The organism is Stenotrophomonas sp. P5_B8, from assembly GCF_054049855.1.
The window spans coordinates 1-16196 of record NZ_JBFULO010000003.1 but is presented as its reverse complement, the minus strand read 5'-3'; the positions used below and the strand labels follow the sequence as shown (position 1 = coordinate 16196).

Sequence of the window (16196 nt, the reverse complement as noted above, 5' to 3'; positions counted from 1 at the left end):
TGTCCTGCACGCAACGCACGCTAGCAAAGCCGACGTTCCCCAACATCTTGCGACGCAACAGCGGCGGCGCGATCGCTCGCGCCGCCGCCGTCTGGTGTGGATCAGAACTTGTAACGCACGCCGAGCATGAACTGACGTCCGGTCTCGGTGTACTGCAGCGGCAGCTGGCCGGTGGACGGCGAGTAGACCCACTCGTCGCTGGCTTCGTTGGTCAGGTTCATGCCTTCCAGGCTCAGCTCCAGCTTCTCGTTGATCGCATAGCGGATCGACGCATCGATGAAGGTAGTGCCGGTCATGCCGTGGTAGCCATCGAGGTTGAAGCCGGCTTCGGTACCGGTGACCTGGGTCAGGTAGTCATCGCGGTTGGTCGCCGAAACGCGGCCGGAGAACACCTTGCCTTCGTAGAACAGCGTGGCATTCCACGAGTTGCGCGACAGGCCGGTCAGGTCGGCCTTCAGCACCGGCTGGCCGCTGGAATTGATGTACTGGATCTGCGAGTCCACCCAGGTGTAATTGAGCTGCACGCCCAGGTTGGACCACTTGCCCGGCAGGAAGGTGAACGGCTGGGTGTAGTTGACCTCCACGCCCTTGAGTTCACCGCCCGGGGTGTTCACCGGCTTGGTGTAGGTGAAGTCGCTGTCCGGGCTGGCGCCGGTCCCGATCAGCAGCGCGTCGGGCAGACCGCTGAAGCTGTACGGGTGGGTCTCGCGCGTGGTCTGGATGAAGGTCTCGATGTCCTTGTAGAACAGGCCGACACCGGCCATGGCACCTTCGGCGAAGTACCACTCGAAGCCCAGGTCCACGTTGGTGGCGCGGATCGGGTCCAGGTCCGGGTTGCCGGTGGCGATGGTGCGCGCCGCGCCGGCAACGGCCACGGTGGAACCGGGGGTCAGGTTGCCCAGGCCCGGACGGCTCATCACCTTGGCCGCACCCAGGCGGATCAGGAAGTCCGGGGTGATTTCGGCCACCAGGTTGAACGAGGGCAGGGTGTCGTCGTAAGTGCGCTCGGCGGTGGTGGAGACCGTGGTGGTGGTCAACGTGGACAGACCCGTGGCGGTCTGCTTGGTGCGCACATAGCGCACGCCGAAATTGCCCGAGAACGGGATGCTGCCCAGTTCGGTGGAGAACTCGCCCATCAGGTAGCCGCCGCGATCCTCTTCGTCCACGCTGCGCACGTTGTTGGCGCGCGGGGCGACGGCGAAGATGCCGCTGTTGCTGTAGATGTCGAACTGGTCGGCGATCGCATCGAGGTTGGGCACCACCCAGTTGTTGGGGTTGCCGGTGATGCCCTTCAGGCCTTCCTGCTGGGTCATGTCCACCGGCACGATCTTGCTGCCGTTGGGGAAGTTGGGCACGGCCAGCTCGCTGGCGCGGCGCATCTCGACCGTCTTGAAGGTGTAATTCTTGGCCAGGATGCCGCCCTTCAGGCGGAAGCCGGGGCTGATGTTCCAGTTGAAGTCGATCTGGCCGGTGTCGAAGTCATTGTCCACGTACTGCGGACGCAGGCGGATTTCGGCCAGTTCCCAGCCGGCCGGGTTGGTCGGGTCGATGCCGTAGTTCAGCGTCGGGAACCGGCTGTTGCCCCGGTAGTCGTAGCTGTAATTGTCGACGTCGTACTTGTCCATGATGATCGTGGTCTGGATCGGGTTCTCGTGCTTGGAGCGCGAGATGCCGACCTTGCCGGACAAGGTGAAGTCATCGCCGAAACGGTGCTGGCCGTTCAACGCGACCTGCTTGAACTCGGTGCTCCACTCGTCATGGCGGTTTTCGGTGCGGATGTCGACGTTGTCGAACTCACCGTAGACCAGCGCGTTGTTCTCGATCGCGCCGTTCTTGACGATCATCGCCGGCTTGCCGACCAGGCGCGGGTTGGTGCTGGTGCCGCGGCTGAAGGAAATCGCCTCGATGTAGTGCTCGTCGCGCTTGGCGTCGATCTTGGAATACAGGGTGTCCAGCGAGATTTCGGTCGCGTCGGTGGGCTTCCACTGCAGGGTGCCGGTCACGCCCAGGCGCTTCTGCTCGTGTTCCATCTGTACGTAGCGCGGGAAGCGCGGGTGGTACACGGCGGCGCTGCGGGCAGCGGCGAACGGCGAGGCCGCGTTGAAGTTGTTGTTGCTCGGGCCGTTGGCCCAGCGCCCGGTGTTGGAGCCTTCTTCCAGCGCCTGGCGCTCGGAATAGGCCACCGACAACAGCGCACCGAAGGTGCCATCGGCGAAGGTGTTGGAGATCAGTGCGGCCACGCGCGGATCGGCCTTTTCAGCCATGGCGTTGTAGCTGGCCTGGCCGCTGGCGGCAAACGTGAAGCCGTCGTAGTCGAACGGGCGCGCGGTGCGCAGGTCGACCGTGGCACCCAGCGAGCCCTCTTCCACGTCGGCCGAGGCGGTCTTGCGCACCAGCAGCTGTGAGAACAKGTCCGAGGCGAACACATTGAAGTCGAAGCCGCGGCCGCGGTTGGTGCCGCCGCTCTGGTCGCCGGCGCCGACGGTGGTCAGCGCTTCCATGCCGTTGATGCGCACCCGGGTGAAATCCGGGCCGAGGCCGCGCACGGAGATGTTGCGGCCTTCGCCGGCTTCACGGGTGATCACCACGCCCGGAATGCGCTGCAGCGATTCGGCCAGGTTGAGATCCGGGAACTTGCCGATGTCTTCGGCGACAATCGCATCGACCACGCCGGCTTCGCCGCGCTTGATGTCCAAGGCCTTTTCGACGCTGGCGCGGTAGCCGGTGACGGTCACGGTGTCCAGGTCGGTGGCCGTGCCGGTGGGCGTTTCCTGAGCCAGCGCGGTACCACTCAGCGCCAGGCAGATCGACAGGGCAAGCAAGGTAACCGGTGTCTTTTTCTGGATGTTTCGAGAATGCATGTTTTCCCTCTCCCAAGGTGCTACATGAAACAGCAATCCGGCGACATGTCAGTGCAATGACACCGCTGGTCAGGGCGGACGTTAACAGCCCGTTCCAGAAGGAGCATCTTGCAGCGCAACAGATTTTGAATGTCCCCTGGAGGCTTGCGGGACAAAGCTTTCGACATTTCCCCAGGTGGACGGCAGGCGCCGCAAGGCTAGAATGACACCGCTAGCCATTCTTCCTGGGCGACGTTCCACCGGCCCTCGCTTTCACAAGGATCCATGATCATGAGTCGCGTCGTCTGTTTTGGGGAGTTGTTGCTGCGCATGAGCGCACCGGGCCGCGAGCTGCTGCTGCAGAGTGCGCAGCTGGCGGTGCATCCGGGGGGCGCCGAAGCCAATGTCGGGGTGTCGTTGGCCCATCTGGGACATACGGTGGCGATGGTCAGCACGCTGCCGGCCAATCCGCTGGGCCAGTTCGTCGCCGGTGAACTACGCCGGCACGGCGTGGACACCGGCCATGTGCAGGTACGGCCGGGGCGCATGGGCCTGTACTTCCTCACCACCGGTGCGGTGCAGCGCGCCAGCGAAGTGGTCTACGACCGCGCCGATTCGGCGTTTGCCAGCAGCAGTGCCGCCGATTACGACTGGGACACGCTGCTGGCCAACGCCGACTGGCTGCACCTGTCCGGGGTCAGCCCGGCGCTCAATCCGGCGATGGCCGAGGCCACGCTGGTGGCGGCGCGCGCCGCCTGCGCGCGTGGGGTGAAGGTGTCTTTCGACGGCAATTTCCGTCCGTCGCTGTGGGCGCGCTGGCAGGGCGATGCGGCCGGGATCCTGCGCGAGCTGTTCGCCTGCGCCGACGTGCTGTTCGCCGACTACCGCGATATCGGCGTGGTACTCGGCGGGGAGTTCCCGCAGGCGCAGTTGGCCGAGCGCGTGGATGCGGCCGCCGCGCAGGCGTTCGCCGCGTTTCCGCGGCTGCAGTGGATGGCCTGCACCCAGCGCACCCCGCACAGCGTGGACAACCATGCGCTGGGGGCGATGCTGCTCGGTCGCGATGGGACCCGCGCGGTGGCGCCGACCCGCGACATGCTCGGCATCGTGGATCGCATCGGCGGCGGCGACGCCTTCGCCGCCGGCATCCTGCATGGCATGATGCGCGGCTTCGCGCCGGATGCGATCGTGCGCTTCGGCCTGGCTGCTGGCTGCCTGAAGCACTCGATCCCCGGCGATTTCAACCCTGTCAGCGAGGCTGACATCATGGCCCTCACGGGCGAGGAGCGATTCGATGTCCGGCGCTGATCCACGCGTACGCGCAGTCCTGAAGCTGGCCCCGGTGATTCCGGTGTTCACCCCGGAGAACGTCGACGACGCGGTCGAGGTGGCGCGCGCATTGTTCAACGGCGGCCTGCCGGTGATCGAGGTGACCCTGCGCACGCCGGTGGCGATGGACGCCATCAAGGCGATGGTCGAGGCCGTGCCCGATGCCGTGGTGGGTGCCGGCACCGTGCTGAGTGCCGCGCACATGGAACAGGTCAAGCAGGTGGGCGGACGTTTCGCGGTATCGCCGGGCGCCACCGCGCGCCTGTATGCGGCCGCGCGCGATACCGACCTGCCGTTCCTGCCCGGCGTGGCGACGTCGTCCGAGCTGATGCTCGGCCTGGAACACGGGCTGGATACCTTCAAGTTCTTCCCGGCGGTGCAGGCCGGCGGCGCGGCAATGCTGTCGGCGTGGAACGGGCCATTCGGCGACGTGCGCTTCTGCCCGACCGGTGGGATCACCGCGCAGACCGCGCGCGATTTCCTGCACCTGCCCAACGTGCTGTGCGTGGGCGGTTCCTGGCTGACCACGCGTGCGCTGCTGCAGGCGCGCGACTGGGCCGGGATCGAGCAGCTGGCCCGCGATTCGGCCGCGCTGGTCGGCTGACACCGGGTGCAGGCTCGGTGCCGGTGCGCGGCTTGGCCCAGAGGGCGTCGTTGAGGCCGTCCGGGAGGGTCTGAGGCATGGCGTGCGTCCATAATGGGCGCACGTTCGTCGTCTCCGGAATCCCCATGTCCCCGTTGTCGCTTGCCAAGACCGTCGTGCTCTCCATCCTGTGCGTGGTCGTGGCAGTGTTCGTGCTGGGCATGGTCAGCGGCGCCGCCGGCTGGATCGCACCGTGGATCGGGCTGGGCGAAGGCGGGCAGGCGCGGCTGGCGTGGGACCTGGCCTGGACGATCCTTGGCGGCGTGGCCGCCACGGCCTTCGCGGCGCGCTACGCGCCGAACGCGCCCTACATGCACGGCGGGGTGGTCTGGGCAGTGATCGCCGCCGCGTCGGTCTATGCGGCCTGGGACCTGGGCAGCGACTTCCCATTCTGGTTCGTCACCGTGCTGCTCATCGCGCTGCCGTTCCAGGCGGCCGGTATCTGGCTGGGCGCGCGCTACCGGCCGCGTTGACGGGAGCGTGCGACGAGGCGTGGCGGCAGGCCGGGCGGGCCGCGCAATGGCGATGACGCGCCCCTGCGTCACGCGCCCGGCAGCACCTGCTTCACCGCGTCGATTCCGTCCCACGGATCCTGCTTCAACCGCTGCGCCCGCTGCAGCGCCTTGGCCAACGGGAACGCGTCGGCAGCGGTCACCCGGCCCAGTTCTTCCCAGCGCAACGGCACTGCCACGCCCGCACCCGGGCGCGCCCGCAGCGACCAGGAGCACACACTGGTGGCACCGCGTGCGTTGCGCAGCCAGTCGATGAAGATCACGCCGGTACGCTTGGCCTTGCTCATGGTGGCCACGTAGCGCTCCGGCGCGTGCTCGGCCATGGCCTGCGCGAACGCCTCGCAGAAGTCCTTGGCCTGCGCCCAGTCGGCCCTGGGCTGCAGCGGCACCACCACATGCACGCCCTTGCCACCGGACAGCCGCACAAAGCTCTGCAGCCCGGTCTCCAGCAACCGGTCGCGCACATCGCGCGCGGCGGTCTTGACCTGCGCCCAGGTGACGCCCTCGCCGGGATCCAGATCAAACACCAGCCGGTCCGGGCGCTCGGGATCGGCCACCGTGGCACCCCACGGGTGCAGCTCTAGCGTGTTCATCTGCACCAGCTGCAGCAGGCCCATCAGGTCCTCGATGTAGAGGTAGTCTTCGCGCCCGCTCTTCTGTTCCAGCGGAATGGCCCCTACGGCCTCGCCCAGGCCCGTGCCATGGTGCTTCTGGAAGAAGCACGGCTTGTCCACGCCATCCGGACAACGCAGCAGCGACAGCGGCCGCCGGGCAACTTCGGGCAGCACCCAGCGCGCCATCTGCCGGTAGTAGTCGGCCACCTCGCCCTTGGTGATCTTCGCCTTGGCGAACACCACGCGTTCGGGGTGACTGATGTTCACGTCGCCAGCGTTTTCGGCGACAGCGCGCGTTTTGGCCGCAGCGCCTGCCTTCGTCGTGATCTTGCCGGCGGTGGTCTTTTTTTCCTTGGCTGGCACCTTCGCCGCACCGCCCAGATCCTTCGCGGCCTTGTCCTCGCGCAGCCGCTTGAAACTGGCCTGGCGCAGCAACCCTTCCTTGGCCCAGCCGCGGAAAGCGACCTCGGCCACCAGCACCGGTTTCACCCAGTGCACGCTGCGCGCCGGGAAGGGCACATGCGCGGGCAGGGCGACCGCCGCGTCTTTCACCGCCAGCGCGCTGAGCTGGCGGGTCAGCGCACGCAGCAACGCATCGTCGAAACCGGTGCCGACACGGCCCACATAGCGCAGGCCGCCCTTGTCCGGGGTGGCCATCAACAGCGATCCGAAGCCGGTGCGCGATCCCTTGGGTTCGGTGTAGCCGACGATCAGGAATTCATCGGTATTTTCATGCTTGATCTTGATCCAGGTCGGCGATCGCGTGTTGACGTAGACCGCATCCACCCGCTTGCTGATGATGCCCTCGTAGCCCGCATCGCCACTGGCGGCGAACACCTGCGGACCATGATCGAGCACGTGCTCGCTGTAGGCCAGGGTGCCCGGCGCGGGGCCGATCAGGTCCTTGAGCAGCGCCTTGCGGGCCAGCAAGGGCGCGCGGCTGATGTCGACGCCGGCAATACCGGGCATGTCGAACACCACGTAGCGCAAGGGTTGTCTGGCCGTGCCATCAATCACCTTCTGCAACGCGGTGAAGTCGCTGCGGCCCTGCGCGTCCAGTACCACCAGCTCGCCATCCAGTCGCAGGTCGCGCACCGGCAGCGCGGCAATCGCCTGTACCACTTCGGGGAAGTCATCGGTCCAGTCCAGGCCACCGCGCGAGCGCAGGGACACCACGCCGTCGCTGACCTCGGCCAGCAGACGGTAGCCGTCCCATTTGATCTCGTGCAACCAGCCATCGCCCTCCGGTGCGGTGGCACGGTGGTCGGTCAACTGTGGTTTGAAGCCCTGCGGATAAGGCGTGTCGCGTGCCTCCGGCAGCGCCAGCGCGCGCTTGTGCCAACGTGCGTCGGCCTTGCGTGCCGCCGGCGCCTTGGCGACCGTCTTCACTGCCTTGCCGGTGCCGGTGCGGGTTGTCGAGGCAGCAGTACGCTTGCCAGTCGTACGCCGAGCAGGCGCTGTATCGAGCATGTCATCGGCCTCCGCATCGCGTGCATCGTCATCGTCGCGCTTGATCAGCAGCCACTGGTGCTGCTTGCCTTTCATCGCGGTACGCACCAGCTTCCATCCGCCCTTGAGCCGCTCGCCGTGCAGGACGAAGTCGAGCTTGCCGGCGGCGATCGCCTCGAGCGGATCGCCGTCGCACGCCCAGGTGCCGTGGTCGTACACATCCACATGTCCGGCGCCGTAGTGGCCGCTAGGGATATCGCCTTCAAACGTCGCATAGGACAGCGGATGGTCTTCCACTTCCACCGCCAGGCGCTTCTCGCCCACGCGCAGCGACGGCCCCTTCGGCACCGCCCAGCTCTTGAGCACGCCATCGGCTTCCAGGCGGAAATCGTAGTGACGGGAACTGGCGTGATGCAGCTGCACCACGAAGATCGGGCGTCGCGCCGGTGCACCGGTGCGCTCGGCATCGGGCTCGGGGGTGCCATCAAAGCGGCGTTTGCGGCGGTATTCCTGCAGTGACATCTGCGCTTACCCGGCCTTGCGCGTGGTGCTGCGCGTGGCCGTCTTCTTGGTCGCCTTCGCGGCTTTTTTGGCGGGTTTGGCTTTCTTCGCCGCCGACTTCTTCGGCGCCGCCGTCACGGCCGTCTTCTTCGGCGGCGTGCGCTTCTTCGCATCCAGGCTCTTCTGCAGCAGCGACATGAAGTCCACCACGTTGGTGGCATCGTCCTCGCGCGGCGCGGGTTCATCCTCCACCTTGGTGGTGCCCCCCTTGGACTTGATCCGCTTGGTCAGCAGCGTCTGCAGACGCTCGCGGAACTCGTCGTGGTAGTCATCGGGCTTCCACTCACCGGACATCGAATCGATCAGTTGTTCGGCCATGGCCGTTTCCTTGCTGCTGATGCGGTACTCGGCCAGGCTGCCGGCGGGCAGCTTGTAGTCTTCCGGATCGACCAGTTCCTGCGGGTAGCGCAGAATCATCAGCACCAACCCGTCGCCGTGCGGCATCACCGCGCACAGGTACTCGCGGGTCCGCACCACCACCCGCGCAATGCCGACCTTGCCGGTCTTGCGCAGGGTTTCGCGCAGGAGAACGTAGCCCTTCTCGGCCTTCTTGGCAGGTACCAGCAGGTAGGGCTTCTCGTAGTAACGCGGGTCGATGGTGGAGGCGTCGACGAAGGTCTCCACCTCCACCGCCTCATGGCTTTCCGGCGCGGCCGAGCGGATGTCGTCCTCTTCCAGCACCACGTAGCTGCCCTTGTCGTACTCGTAGGCCTTGACGATGTCTTTCCACGGCACTTCTTCGCCGGTATCGGCGTTGACCCGCTCGAAGCGGATCGGCTTGCGATCGCGCGAGTCGAGCATGCGGAACTGCAGGTCCACCTTGCGTTCGCCGGACATCAGCGACACCGGGACATTGAGCAACCCAAAGGACAAGGTTCCGGTCCAGATCGGTCGGGCCATGGCGGTGCTGCTCCAGCGTGGAAGAGAACGGCAAGCTGTACCCCCGCCCACGTGAAACGCCCGTGTCCGCCCCGTGCAGGCGCCCTTTACGCGTTACTGCAGCAACCCGTGCACGGCGGTCGGCGGCATGTGGTCCAGTGCCAGCCAGGCGTCCTCGACGATGCCGCGCGCCTGCGCCCAGCCCAGCCGCGACTGCCCGCGCATCTGCTCCCAGTGCTCGGCCAGCTCACCGGCGGTGTCTTCATCGTTGCCGCGTGGCCAATCGGCGTAATGGGTGGTCAGCGCGAAGGCATAGGCCGGGTACAGGTCGCGCCAACTGCGGTGGCCGTGGCCGCGCCGCCGTTCGTAATCGCTGCGCATGTACTGCAGGTAGTCCTGTGCGACCGCCTGGGCTTCCTCGGTGCGCTCGCGACGCACGCGGCGCGTGGTCCGGGGCGGCTGCGGGTAGGCGCTGAACAACGCGGGGGCGGCACGACGGTCCAGGCGGGGCATGACACGACTCCGGCGGTACTGGGGCAGGCAGGAATAGTCCCGGCCCCGTTAGCCAKCCGTGACAGATCCGTTCAGTGCTGCGGATTCGCAGCGACTTCACCGCCATCGCGCTGTAGTAGTGCTCCCGTTCCGGAGTTATTTCCATGCCACGCGATCCCCTGCGCGAAGCCAGCACCCCGGTGCCTGGCGAACAACACGCCAAACATGACAACCAGGATGCCGAAGACCGCGGCGCCGGCATGCCCGCGCCGCCCGAGCCGGACCATCTGCCGGTGGCGGTGGCCCCGGCAGCCCCCTCGCGCGACCGCAAGGACCTCACCCCCGGCAGCGAAGGTCCGGCCGGTCACCATCGCCGCGAAGACGAGCACCAGCGCCTGCAGCGCAAGCAGCACGCCAGCGACAACCAGGACCAGGCACTGGAAGAAACCTTCCCGGCCAGCGATCCGACCTCGCCGTTCGTCCCGGCAAAGGTGCCGAAGTAGGTGCCAACCGTCGGTTGGCAGGGTTCAAGCGGGCGCCTGAATGATCCTTACGGCGCCCACTGCCACTGCAGGCCCACGCTGACCCGGCGATCCGGGCCCGGCTCGAAATAACGCTGATTGCCGTCGTTGACGATCACCGAGCCGATATAGCGCTGGTCCAGCACGTTGTCCAGGCGCGCGAAGGCCCGCAGCGTGCCCTGGGCCAGCTGCCAGCGGCGCGCCGCCTCGAGGTTCAACAGTGCGTAGCCGGCCGCTTTGTCGGTGGCCAGGTCATTGACCACCGTGTCGCCGGAGGCCACCACCTCGGCCGCCCACTGCCACGCGCCCGGGCGGTATTGCAGGCGCGCGTTCCACTGCTGCTCCGGCACGCCGGGCAGCCTCGAACCAGCAACGACGGTCGCCCCGGACAGCACGTAGGGGTCGCGCACGGTCGCTTCCAGGTAGGTGTATGCTAGCGCGAGTTCCATCTGCGCGCCCAGCGGCTGCACGTAGCTTGCCTCCAGGCCCTGGCGGCGGGTGCGGCCGATGTTGCGGTAGGTGGCACGGCCACCGGTGTTGCTGGCCACCGCCAGTTCGTCATCGGTGTCGGCGCGGAACAGCGCCGCCTCCAGCCTTGCCCCGCTCTGCGCGTGCCATTTGCTGCCTACTTCCAGGTTACGGCTGCGGGCCGCCGACAGGTCCAGCGCCAGCCCGGCCTGGCCATCGGCGCGGTAGCCCAGCTCGTTGAAGGTGGGGGTCTCGAAGCCGCGCCCGGCCGAGGCGTACAACCGCCAGGCATCGGTCGCGCGGAATACCACCCCGGCCACCGGCGTGGTGGCGTCGTAGCGGCGCGAGCCGCTGTCGTCGGGGTTGGTGGCGGTGATGAAGTGGTCGTTGGAGCGGAACCGTACCGTGCTGTGGCGCACGCCGAGCAGCAGCGACCAGCGCGGTGCCCACTGCCACCAGGCCTGGGCAAACTGGTCCACGTTCTCGACACGGTCGGCCTGGTTGCGGCGCAGGCGGCCCTTGATGCCGACCTGATCGCCGACGAAATTCTCGTAACCCCGGCGATCCTGCGCCTGACGGTCGGCATTGGCGCCGATCACCAGATCCAGGGGTCGCCCGGCCCAGTCACCGTGCCAGCTCCAGCGCGCGTCCACCCCGCCGTAGTCGCCGTCCAGGTCGATCACTCCGCCGGCATGCAGTGGGTTGGCCTGCGGCGTCGGCGGAATCGCCAGGTACTGCTCCACGCTGCGCTGCCCGGCATAGCCCATGGCCCGCCACGTGTGCGCCCCATCGGTACGGGTGAACACCAGCCCGGCCTGGGCCTGGCGAACGGATTTGYGCGTGTTGTACTGCTCGGCCACCGCCGTGGCCTGGCGCGGATCGGCATTGACCTGCGCGCGGCTCAGCCCGAGGGGATCCTGCGCATCGGGCGAGTCGAAGTAGTTCAGCACCAGATCAAGCTGGCCACCGCCCACGTCGGTCCCCAACCGCGCATTGACCGACTCGCGGCGCGCGGCGCTGTGCTCGCGCCAGCCATCGGTGCGGAAGTGGTTGGCGGCCACGTTGTAGCGGATCGGCCCCTGCTGGCCGCGCAGCTGCGCGCCGGCGCTGAGCGTGTTGTCGCTGCCGGTATCCAGTCGCAACCGCCAGGGATCGCCCGGCGCACCCTCGGCACTCCACACCTGCACCACGCCGCCGGAGGAATTGCCGTACAGCGCCGAGAACGGCCCGCGCAGCACGTCCACGCGCTGGGCTGAGAGCAGGCTCGCATGCGAGAGCTGGCCCTGGCCGTCGGGCATGGTCGCCGGCACGCCATCGACCAGCACCCGCACCCCGCGCACCCCGAAGGTCGAGCGCGCGCCAAAGCCGCGGATCGACAGCTGGGTGTCCTGTGCGTAGTTCTGGCGGTCGCGGGCGACCACGCCGGGGATGCCGCCCAGCGCCTCGGATACCTGCGCCAGGGCGCCGTTGGCCTCGTCGTCCAGCCACACCGTGCTGATCGAGGCCGGCAGGTCGACATCGTCCACCTGTTGCACCCGCGCGGCCTGCACCTGAACCGTGGGCAGCCGCGCTACCTCGGGGGACTGATCGGGCGTGGATGCGGCCTGTGCCGGGTTCGGCAGCAGCACTGCCGAAAGCAGCGCGCAGGACGGGACAAACGGGGATAAGCGGAACATGCGATCTGGGGTCCTCGGCGATGTGGGGCGCCGCACGCCATGGTACGGAAGCCAACGTGACGGTGGCCGCCGCGCCCTCGGCGTGGCTTTGTTACGATGGCCCGGTTGTGGCCGGACCGGCCGCACCGCGCGTCGCGACATCCTCCCCCCTTCCGTCATCCGAATGAGTACCGCCGTGTCCTTCTTTGCAAATGTGGAACTGGTCCCAGGCGACCCGATCCTGGGCCTGACCGAGGCATACAACGCCGACAGCCGCTCGACCAAGGTCAACCTGGGTGTGGGCATCTACTACGACGAGAGCGGCCGCATTCCGCTGCTTCGCGCCGTCAAGCAGATCGAACAGCAGCTGGCCAACGAAGCCAAACCGCGCGGCTACCTGCCGATCGACGGGCTGCCGGCCTACAACCAGGCCACCCGCGAACTGGTGTTCGGCAAGGATTCGCCGCTGCTGGCCGCCGGCCGCGTCGCCACCTCGCAGACCATCGGCGGCAGCGGCGCGCTGCGCGTGGGTGCGGACCTGCTGCACCGGCTGCTGCCGCACGCCACCATCGCCATCAGCAACCCGAGTTGGGAAAACCACCGCGCCGTATTCGGCGCCGCCGGTTTCGAGGTCGTCGAGTACAGCTACTTCGACCCGACCACCCACGGCGTGGACTTCGAGGCGATGCTCGCCGACCTGGGCAAGCTGCAGCCGGGCACGGTGGTGCTGCTGCACGCGTGCTGCCACAACCCGACCGGTGCCGACCTCACCGTCGCGCAGTGGAAGCAGGTGGCCGCGCTGTTGAAGGACCGCCAGCTGTTCCCGTTCATCGACATGGCCTACCAGGGCTTCGACAAGGGCATCAGCGAAGACGGCGCTGCGGTGCGCATCATCGCCGAGGCCGGCATCGACAGCTTCGTGGTCGCCAACTCGTACTCCAAGTCGTTCTCGCTGTACGGCGAGCGCATCGGCGCGCTGTCGGTGGTGGCCCCGGACGCGAATGCGGCCAAGGCCGTGCAGTCGCAGGTCAAGCGCATCATCCGCACCATCTACTCCAGCCCGTCCAACCACGGTGCGGCGCTGGTGGCCGGCGTGCTCAACAGCGTGGAACTGCGCCAGGTGTGGGAAGCGGAACTGACCGAGATGCGCGAGCGCATCCACGCCCTGCGTCATGGTCTGGTGGACAAGCTGGTCGCCGCCGGCGCGCCGGAGTTCGCCTTCATCAACGACCAGGCCGGCATGTTCTCCTACTCCGGCCTGACCCGCCCGCAGGTGGACCGCCTGCGCGACGAGTTCGGCATCTACGCCGTCGGCACCGGCCGCATCTGCGTGGCCGCGCTCAACCAGGGCAACCTGGAATACGTGGCCAAGGCCGTGTCGACCGTCGCCAAGGGCTGACGCACGCGACAGTGCAATGAAGAACGGCCGCCTTGTGCGGCCGTTCTGCTGTTGGCGACGTACCCATCGCGCTGCCGACGTCCCTCCTGTTGCCGCGGCGCCACCAGACCCGGTAGAGCCGAGCCATGCTCGGCTGCTCGCCCTGCCGGAGACTGTGCCAAAGGCAGCCGAGCATGGCTCGGCTCTACMGGGTCTGGTGCGGTGTCCCCCGCCTGCCTCGTAATGCCATGGACGACCGGCGACAATATGGCCCCCAAACGTCTTTGGCAGCCACAGTCCATGTCCCGTTCGTCGCTTACCCGGTACCTGATCGAAGAGCAGCACGCAGGCCGCATCAATGCCGACCTGCGCCAGCTGATCGCCGTCGTCGCACGCGCCTGCACCAGCATCTCCATCGCCGTCAGCAAGGGTGCACTCGGTGGCGTGCTCGGCGAAGCCGGCACCGGCAACGTGCAGGGCGAGGCCCAGAAGAAGCTCGACGTCATCAGCAACGAGATCCTGCTCGAAGCGAACGCCTGGGGCGGTCACCTCGCCGCCTGCGCCTCGGAAGAAATGGACCACTGCCAGCCGGTCCCGGACACCTACCCGCGCGGCGATTTCCTGCTGCTGTTCGATCCCCTCGACGGCAGCTCCAACATCGACGTCAACGTGTCCGTCGGCACCATCTTCTCCGTGCTGCGTTGCCCGCCCGGCACCGAACAGCCCAACGACGACAGCTTCCTGCAACCCGGCACCAGCCAGGTTGCTGCCGGCTACTGTATCTACGGCCCCAGCACGCAGATGGTGCTCACCGTCGGCCACGGGACCCATGCCTTCACCCTGGACCGCGAGAAGGGCGAGTTCGTCCTGACCACCGCGGACATTCAGATCCCGGCCGAGACCCAGGAATTTGCGATCAACATGTCCAACCAGCGCCATTGGGAAACCCCGATGCAGGGCTACGTGCAGGACCTGCTGGCCGGCAAGGAAGGCGCGCGCGGCAAGAACTTCAACATGCGCTGGATCGCCAGCATGGTCGCCGACGTGCATCGCATCCTCACCCGCGGTGGCATCTTCATCTACCCGTGGGACCAGAAGGATCCGACCAAGGCCGGCAAGCTGCGCCTGATGTACGAAGCCAACCCGATGGGCCTGCTGGTCGAACAGGCCGGCGGCGCGGCCACCACCGGGCGCGAGCGCATCCTCGACATCCAGCCCGACCACCTGCACCAGCGCGTGCCGGTGTTCCTCGGCTCGCGCAATGAAGTGGCCGAAGCCACCCGCTACCACCGCGCGCACGACGAAGCGCAGGGCTGAGGGCGCAGCACGGGACCGGTGCGATACCGGTCCCGTTTTCGGCAGGGAAATGCCTACATGGCAACGGCGTGACATCGGCCAGCGCAGCGGTCACCATCGGGGTCAGATGCCCACGGATGACCCCATGACGGCCCACGCTCCGCCCGACTTCATCGAAGTAATCCACAACGCCATCCCCGCCGGGATGTGTGCCGCCATCCAGGCCAGGATGCGAACCAGTGCGCAGTTGCGGCCCGGTGAAGTAGGCAGCGGTGTGTTCCCGGAACTCAAGCACAGCAAGGATCTCCGCATCAGCGGCGATGTCGCGTGGCGCGATGTGGACATGCAGTTGCAGCAGGCGGTGTTTCGCGGCGTGATGAGTTATCTACGCCGTTATCCACAGGCACTGATCTCGCCGTTGATGTTGCAGATCCAGGACAGCGACGGTAGCCCACGTCGATTGGCCGCCGATGATTTCGTAGGCATGGACGATGCAACGCTGTCCGACCTGGCCCGCACCTGCCTGCGTCCCGGTGCCATCAATCTGCAATGGTATGCCGCAGGCGAGGGCGGTTATCCCTATTGGCATTGCGAACTGTACCCGCGCGATCCCGCCGCCGAGACCCTGCATCGCCACCTGTTGTGGACGCTCTATCTCAACGATGATTTCGAACAGGGCGAAACCGARTTCCTGTTCCAGGACCGCAAGATCGCCCCACGCACCGGCAGCCTGCTGATCGCGCCGACCGCGTTCACCCACACCCACCGCGGCAATCGTCCGCACGGCGGCGACAAGTTCATCGCCACCAGCTGGGTGCTGTTCCAGAACGCTCAGAAGCTGTTCGGCGGGAACTGAAGGCGGCGGGCCATATCCAGGTGCTTGAACCGCGCCACGCACCCATTGGATATACGACGCACGCCCCGGTAGTGCCGGCCGCTGGCCGGCTCCTGCCACACCTGGCTGAAGCCGGCCAACCTCAACGCGAGAATGTAATCGCCACGACAACGGCAACCGCAACCCCAACCAACACCGGCACCATCGCCATTACGGCGATACGTCCACTCTTGGCCATCTTCTTCTCATGCGCCAGCAGCGCGTCGGCATCCAGATAGCTGAGCGCATCACCGCTGTCCTTGATGATGCCCTGCGCACGCAGTTGTTCGAGCGTGGCGTGCAACGCGGGTTCCAACGCATCACGCGCGATCGCGCGCTCCGGCGAGAGCGCCTTGTGCGCGTTGAAGTGGGCCAGCACCCTGCGGCGCTGCTCGTTCATTACGGCGAGGATCGTCGCGTTGGCCGCCGTGGTGACTGCCGCAACATTCACCCGCTTTCCCTACGTGCCTTCGGTGCTTCCGATAGTGGTCGGCATCGGGCCCATCGTCCAGTGGGGTCAGAACAGGCTGCCTTGCGGCGAATCCACCCGGGGCGGCAACGGCCGCAAAAACTTGCCGCAATCCAGCTTCGGCCAATGACTGTTCTGCGCGTCGAATCCGAGCCGCTTGCGCGCCAGCTTGAAGCGGCTCGACAGCAGGTCGGCGTAGACGCCTTCGCCGCGCAT

The 16196-nt window shown here is 67.1% G+C and carries 13 protein-coding genes and 1 pseudogene; 7 read left to right on the top strand and 7 right to left on the bottom strand.

Annotation, left to right across the window (positions count from 1 at the left end; genetic code table 11):
* Window positions 1-101: 101 nt before the first annotated feature.
* Entirely contained in the window at window positions 102-2861 is a 2760-nt protein-coding gene (locus ACXJKH_RS00335; protein WP_457317856.1) for a TonB-dependent receptor, read from the bottom strand.
* Between the two features lie 270 nt (window positions 2862-3131).
* Between ACXJKH_RS00335 and ACXJKH_RS00330 the strand changes: the two genes are divergently transcribed.
* The 3 genes from ACXJKH_RS00330 to ACXJKH_RS00320 all read left to right on the top strand — a co-directional run bounded on the left by ACXJKH_RS00330 (window position 3132) and on the right by ACXJKH_RS00320 (window position 5285).
* Window positions 3132-4148, top strand: a complete 1017-nt coding sequence (locus tag ACXJKH_RS00330) for a sugar kinase (RefSeq protein WP_457317855.1) — start codon at window positions 3132-3134, stop codon at window positions 4146-4148.
* On the top strand, window positions 4135-4773 hold the full coding sequence (gene eda, locus ACXJKH_RS00325) for a bifunctional 4-hydroxy-2-oxoglutarate aldolase/2-dehydro-3-deoxy-phosphogluconate aldolase (RefSeq protein WP_457317854.1): 639 nt from the start codon (window positions 4135-4137) through the stop codon (window positions 4771-4773). The genes ACXJKH_RS00330 and eda overlap by 14 nt, the downstream gene beginning before the upstream one ends.
* Window positions 4774-4898: 125 nt before the next feature.
* Entirely contained in the window at window positions 4899-5285 is a 387-nt protein-coding gene (locus tag ACXJKH_RS00320; RefSeq protein ID WP_457317853.1) for a hypothetical protein, read from the top strand.
* A 68-nt stretch (window positions 5286-5353) separates the two neighbouring features.
* On the opposite strand, the gene ligD is transcribed toward ACXJKH_RS00320, so the two are convergent.
* The 3 genes from ligD to ACXJKH_RS00305 all read right to left on the bottom strand — a co-directional run bounded on the left by ligD (window position 5354) and on the right by ACXJKH_RS00305 (window position 9340).
* Window positions 5354-7909 carry a DNA ligase D gene (ligD, locus tag ACXJKH_RS00315; RefSeq protein WP_457317852.1) on the bottom strand — a complete coding sequence of 852 codons (2556 nt, stop codon included), beginning with the start codon at window positions 7907-7909 and terminating at the stop codon, window positions 5354-5356.
* A 6-nt stretch (window positions 7910-7915) separates the two neighbouring features.
* Window positions 7916-8848, bottom strand: a complete 933-nt coding sequence (ku, locus tag ACXJKH_RS00310; RefSeq protein WP_457317851.1) for a non-homologous end joining protein Ku — start codon at window positions 8846-8848, stop codon at window positions 7916-7918.
* A gap of 93 nt (window positions 8849-8941) precedes the next feature.
* The gene (locus tag ACXJKH_RS00305; protein ID WP_457317850.1) at window positions 8942-9340 is read right to left on the bottom strand and encodes a hypothetical protein; all 399 of its coding nucleotides are present in this window, start codon (window positions 9338-9340) and stop codon (window positions 8942-8944) included.
* Window positions 9341-9483: 143 nt separating this feature from the next.
* On the opposite strand from ACXJKH_RS00305, the gene ACXJKH_RS00300 reads away from it, so the two are divergent.
* A complete protein-coding gene (locus ACXJKH_RS00300) occupies window positions 9484-9822 on the top strand; it encodes a hypothetical protein (protein WP_457317849.1) in 339 nt (112 codons plus the stop codon).
* A 47-nt stretch (window positions 9823-9869) separates the two neighbouring features.
* On the opposite strand, the gene ACXJKH_RS00295 is transcribed toward ACXJKH_RS00300, so the two are convergent.
* A complete protein-coding gene (locus ACXJKH_RS00295; protein WP_457317848.1) occupies window positions 9870-11984 on the bottom strand; it encodes a TonB-dependent receptor family protein in 2115 nt (704 codons plus the stop codon).
* A gap of 175 nt (window positions 11985-12159) precedes the next feature.
* On the opposite strand from ACXJKH_RS00295, the gene ACXJKH_RS00290 reads away from it, so the two are divergent.
* The 3 genes from ACXJKH_RS00290 (at window position 12160) to ACXJKH_RS00280 (ending at window position 15493) form a co-directional block, all read left to right on the top strand.
* Window positions 12160-13362 carry an amino acid aminotransferase gene (locus ACXJKH_RS00290; protein ID WP_457317847.1) on the top strand — a complete coding sequence of 401 codons (1203 nt, stop codon included), beginning with the start codon at window positions 12160-12162 and terminating at the stop codon, window positions 13360-13362.
* Between the two features lie 279 nt (window positions 13363-13641).
* A complete protein-coding gene (locus ACXJKH_RS00285) occupies window positions 13642-14658 on the top strand; it encodes a class 1 fructose-bisphosphatase (protein WP_457317846.1) in 1017 nt (338 codons plus the stop codon).
* Window positions 14659-14782: 124 nt separating this feature from the next.
* The gene (locus ACXJKH_RS00280; protein WP_457317845.1) at window positions 14783-15493 is read left to right on the top strand and encodes a 2OG-Fe(II) oxygenase; all 711 of its coding nucleotides are present in this window, start codon (window positions 14783-14785) and stop codon (window positions 15491-15493) included.
* 121 nt (window positions 15494-15614) lie between these two features.
* On the opposite strand, the gene ACXJKH_RS00275 is transcribed toward ACXJKH_RS00280, so the two are convergent.
* A complete protein-coding gene (locus ACXJKH_RS00275; RefSeq protein ID WP_457317844.1) occupies window positions 15615-15962 on the bottom strand; it encodes a hypothetical protein in 348 nt (115 codons plus the stop codon).
* A 66-nt stretch (window positions 15963-16028) separates the two neighbouring features.
* Window positions 16029-16196 (bottom strand): annotated as a pseudogene (locus tag ACXJKH_RS00270) (PA0069 family radical SAM protein); the annotation flags it as partial.

What these genes read in the sequence shown, in the direction of transcription:
- ACXJKH_RS00330 (WP_457317855.1), top strand. Translation starts at nt 3,132, where the DNA reads ATGAGTCGCGTCGTCTGTTTTGGGGAGTTGTTGCTGCGCATGAGCGCA.
- ligD (WP_457317852.1), bottom strand. Translation starts at nt 7,909, where the DNA reads ATGTCACTGCAGGAATACCGCCGCAAACGCCGCTTTGATGGCACCCCC.
- ACXJKH_RS00305 (WP_457317850.1), bottom strand. Translation starts at nt 9,340, where the DNA reads ATGCCCCGCCTGGACCGTCGTGCCGCCCCCGCGTTGTTCAGCGCCTAC.
- ACXJKH_RS00285 (WP_457317846.1), top strand. Translation starts at nt 13,642, where the DNA reads ATGTCCCGTTCGTCGCTTACCCGGTACCTGATCGAAGAGCAGCACGCA.
- ACXJKH_RS00300 (WP_457317849.1), top strand. Translation starts at nt 9,484, where the DNA reads ATGCCACGCGATCCCCTGCGCGAAGCCAGCACCCCGGTGCCTGGCGAA.
- eda (WP_457317854.1), top strand. Translation starts at nt 4,135, where the DNA reads ATGTCCGGCGCTGATCCACGCGTACGCGCAGTCCTGAAGCTGGCCCCG.
- ku (WP_457317851.1), bottom strand. Translation starts at nt 8,848, where the DNA reads ATGGCCCGACCGATCTGGACCGGAACCTTGTCCTTTGGGTTGCTCAAT.
- ACXJKH_RS00320 (WP_457317853.1), top strand. Translation starts at nt 4,899, where the DNA reads ATGTCCCCGTTGTCGCTTGCCAAGACCGTCGTGCTCTCCATCCTGTGC.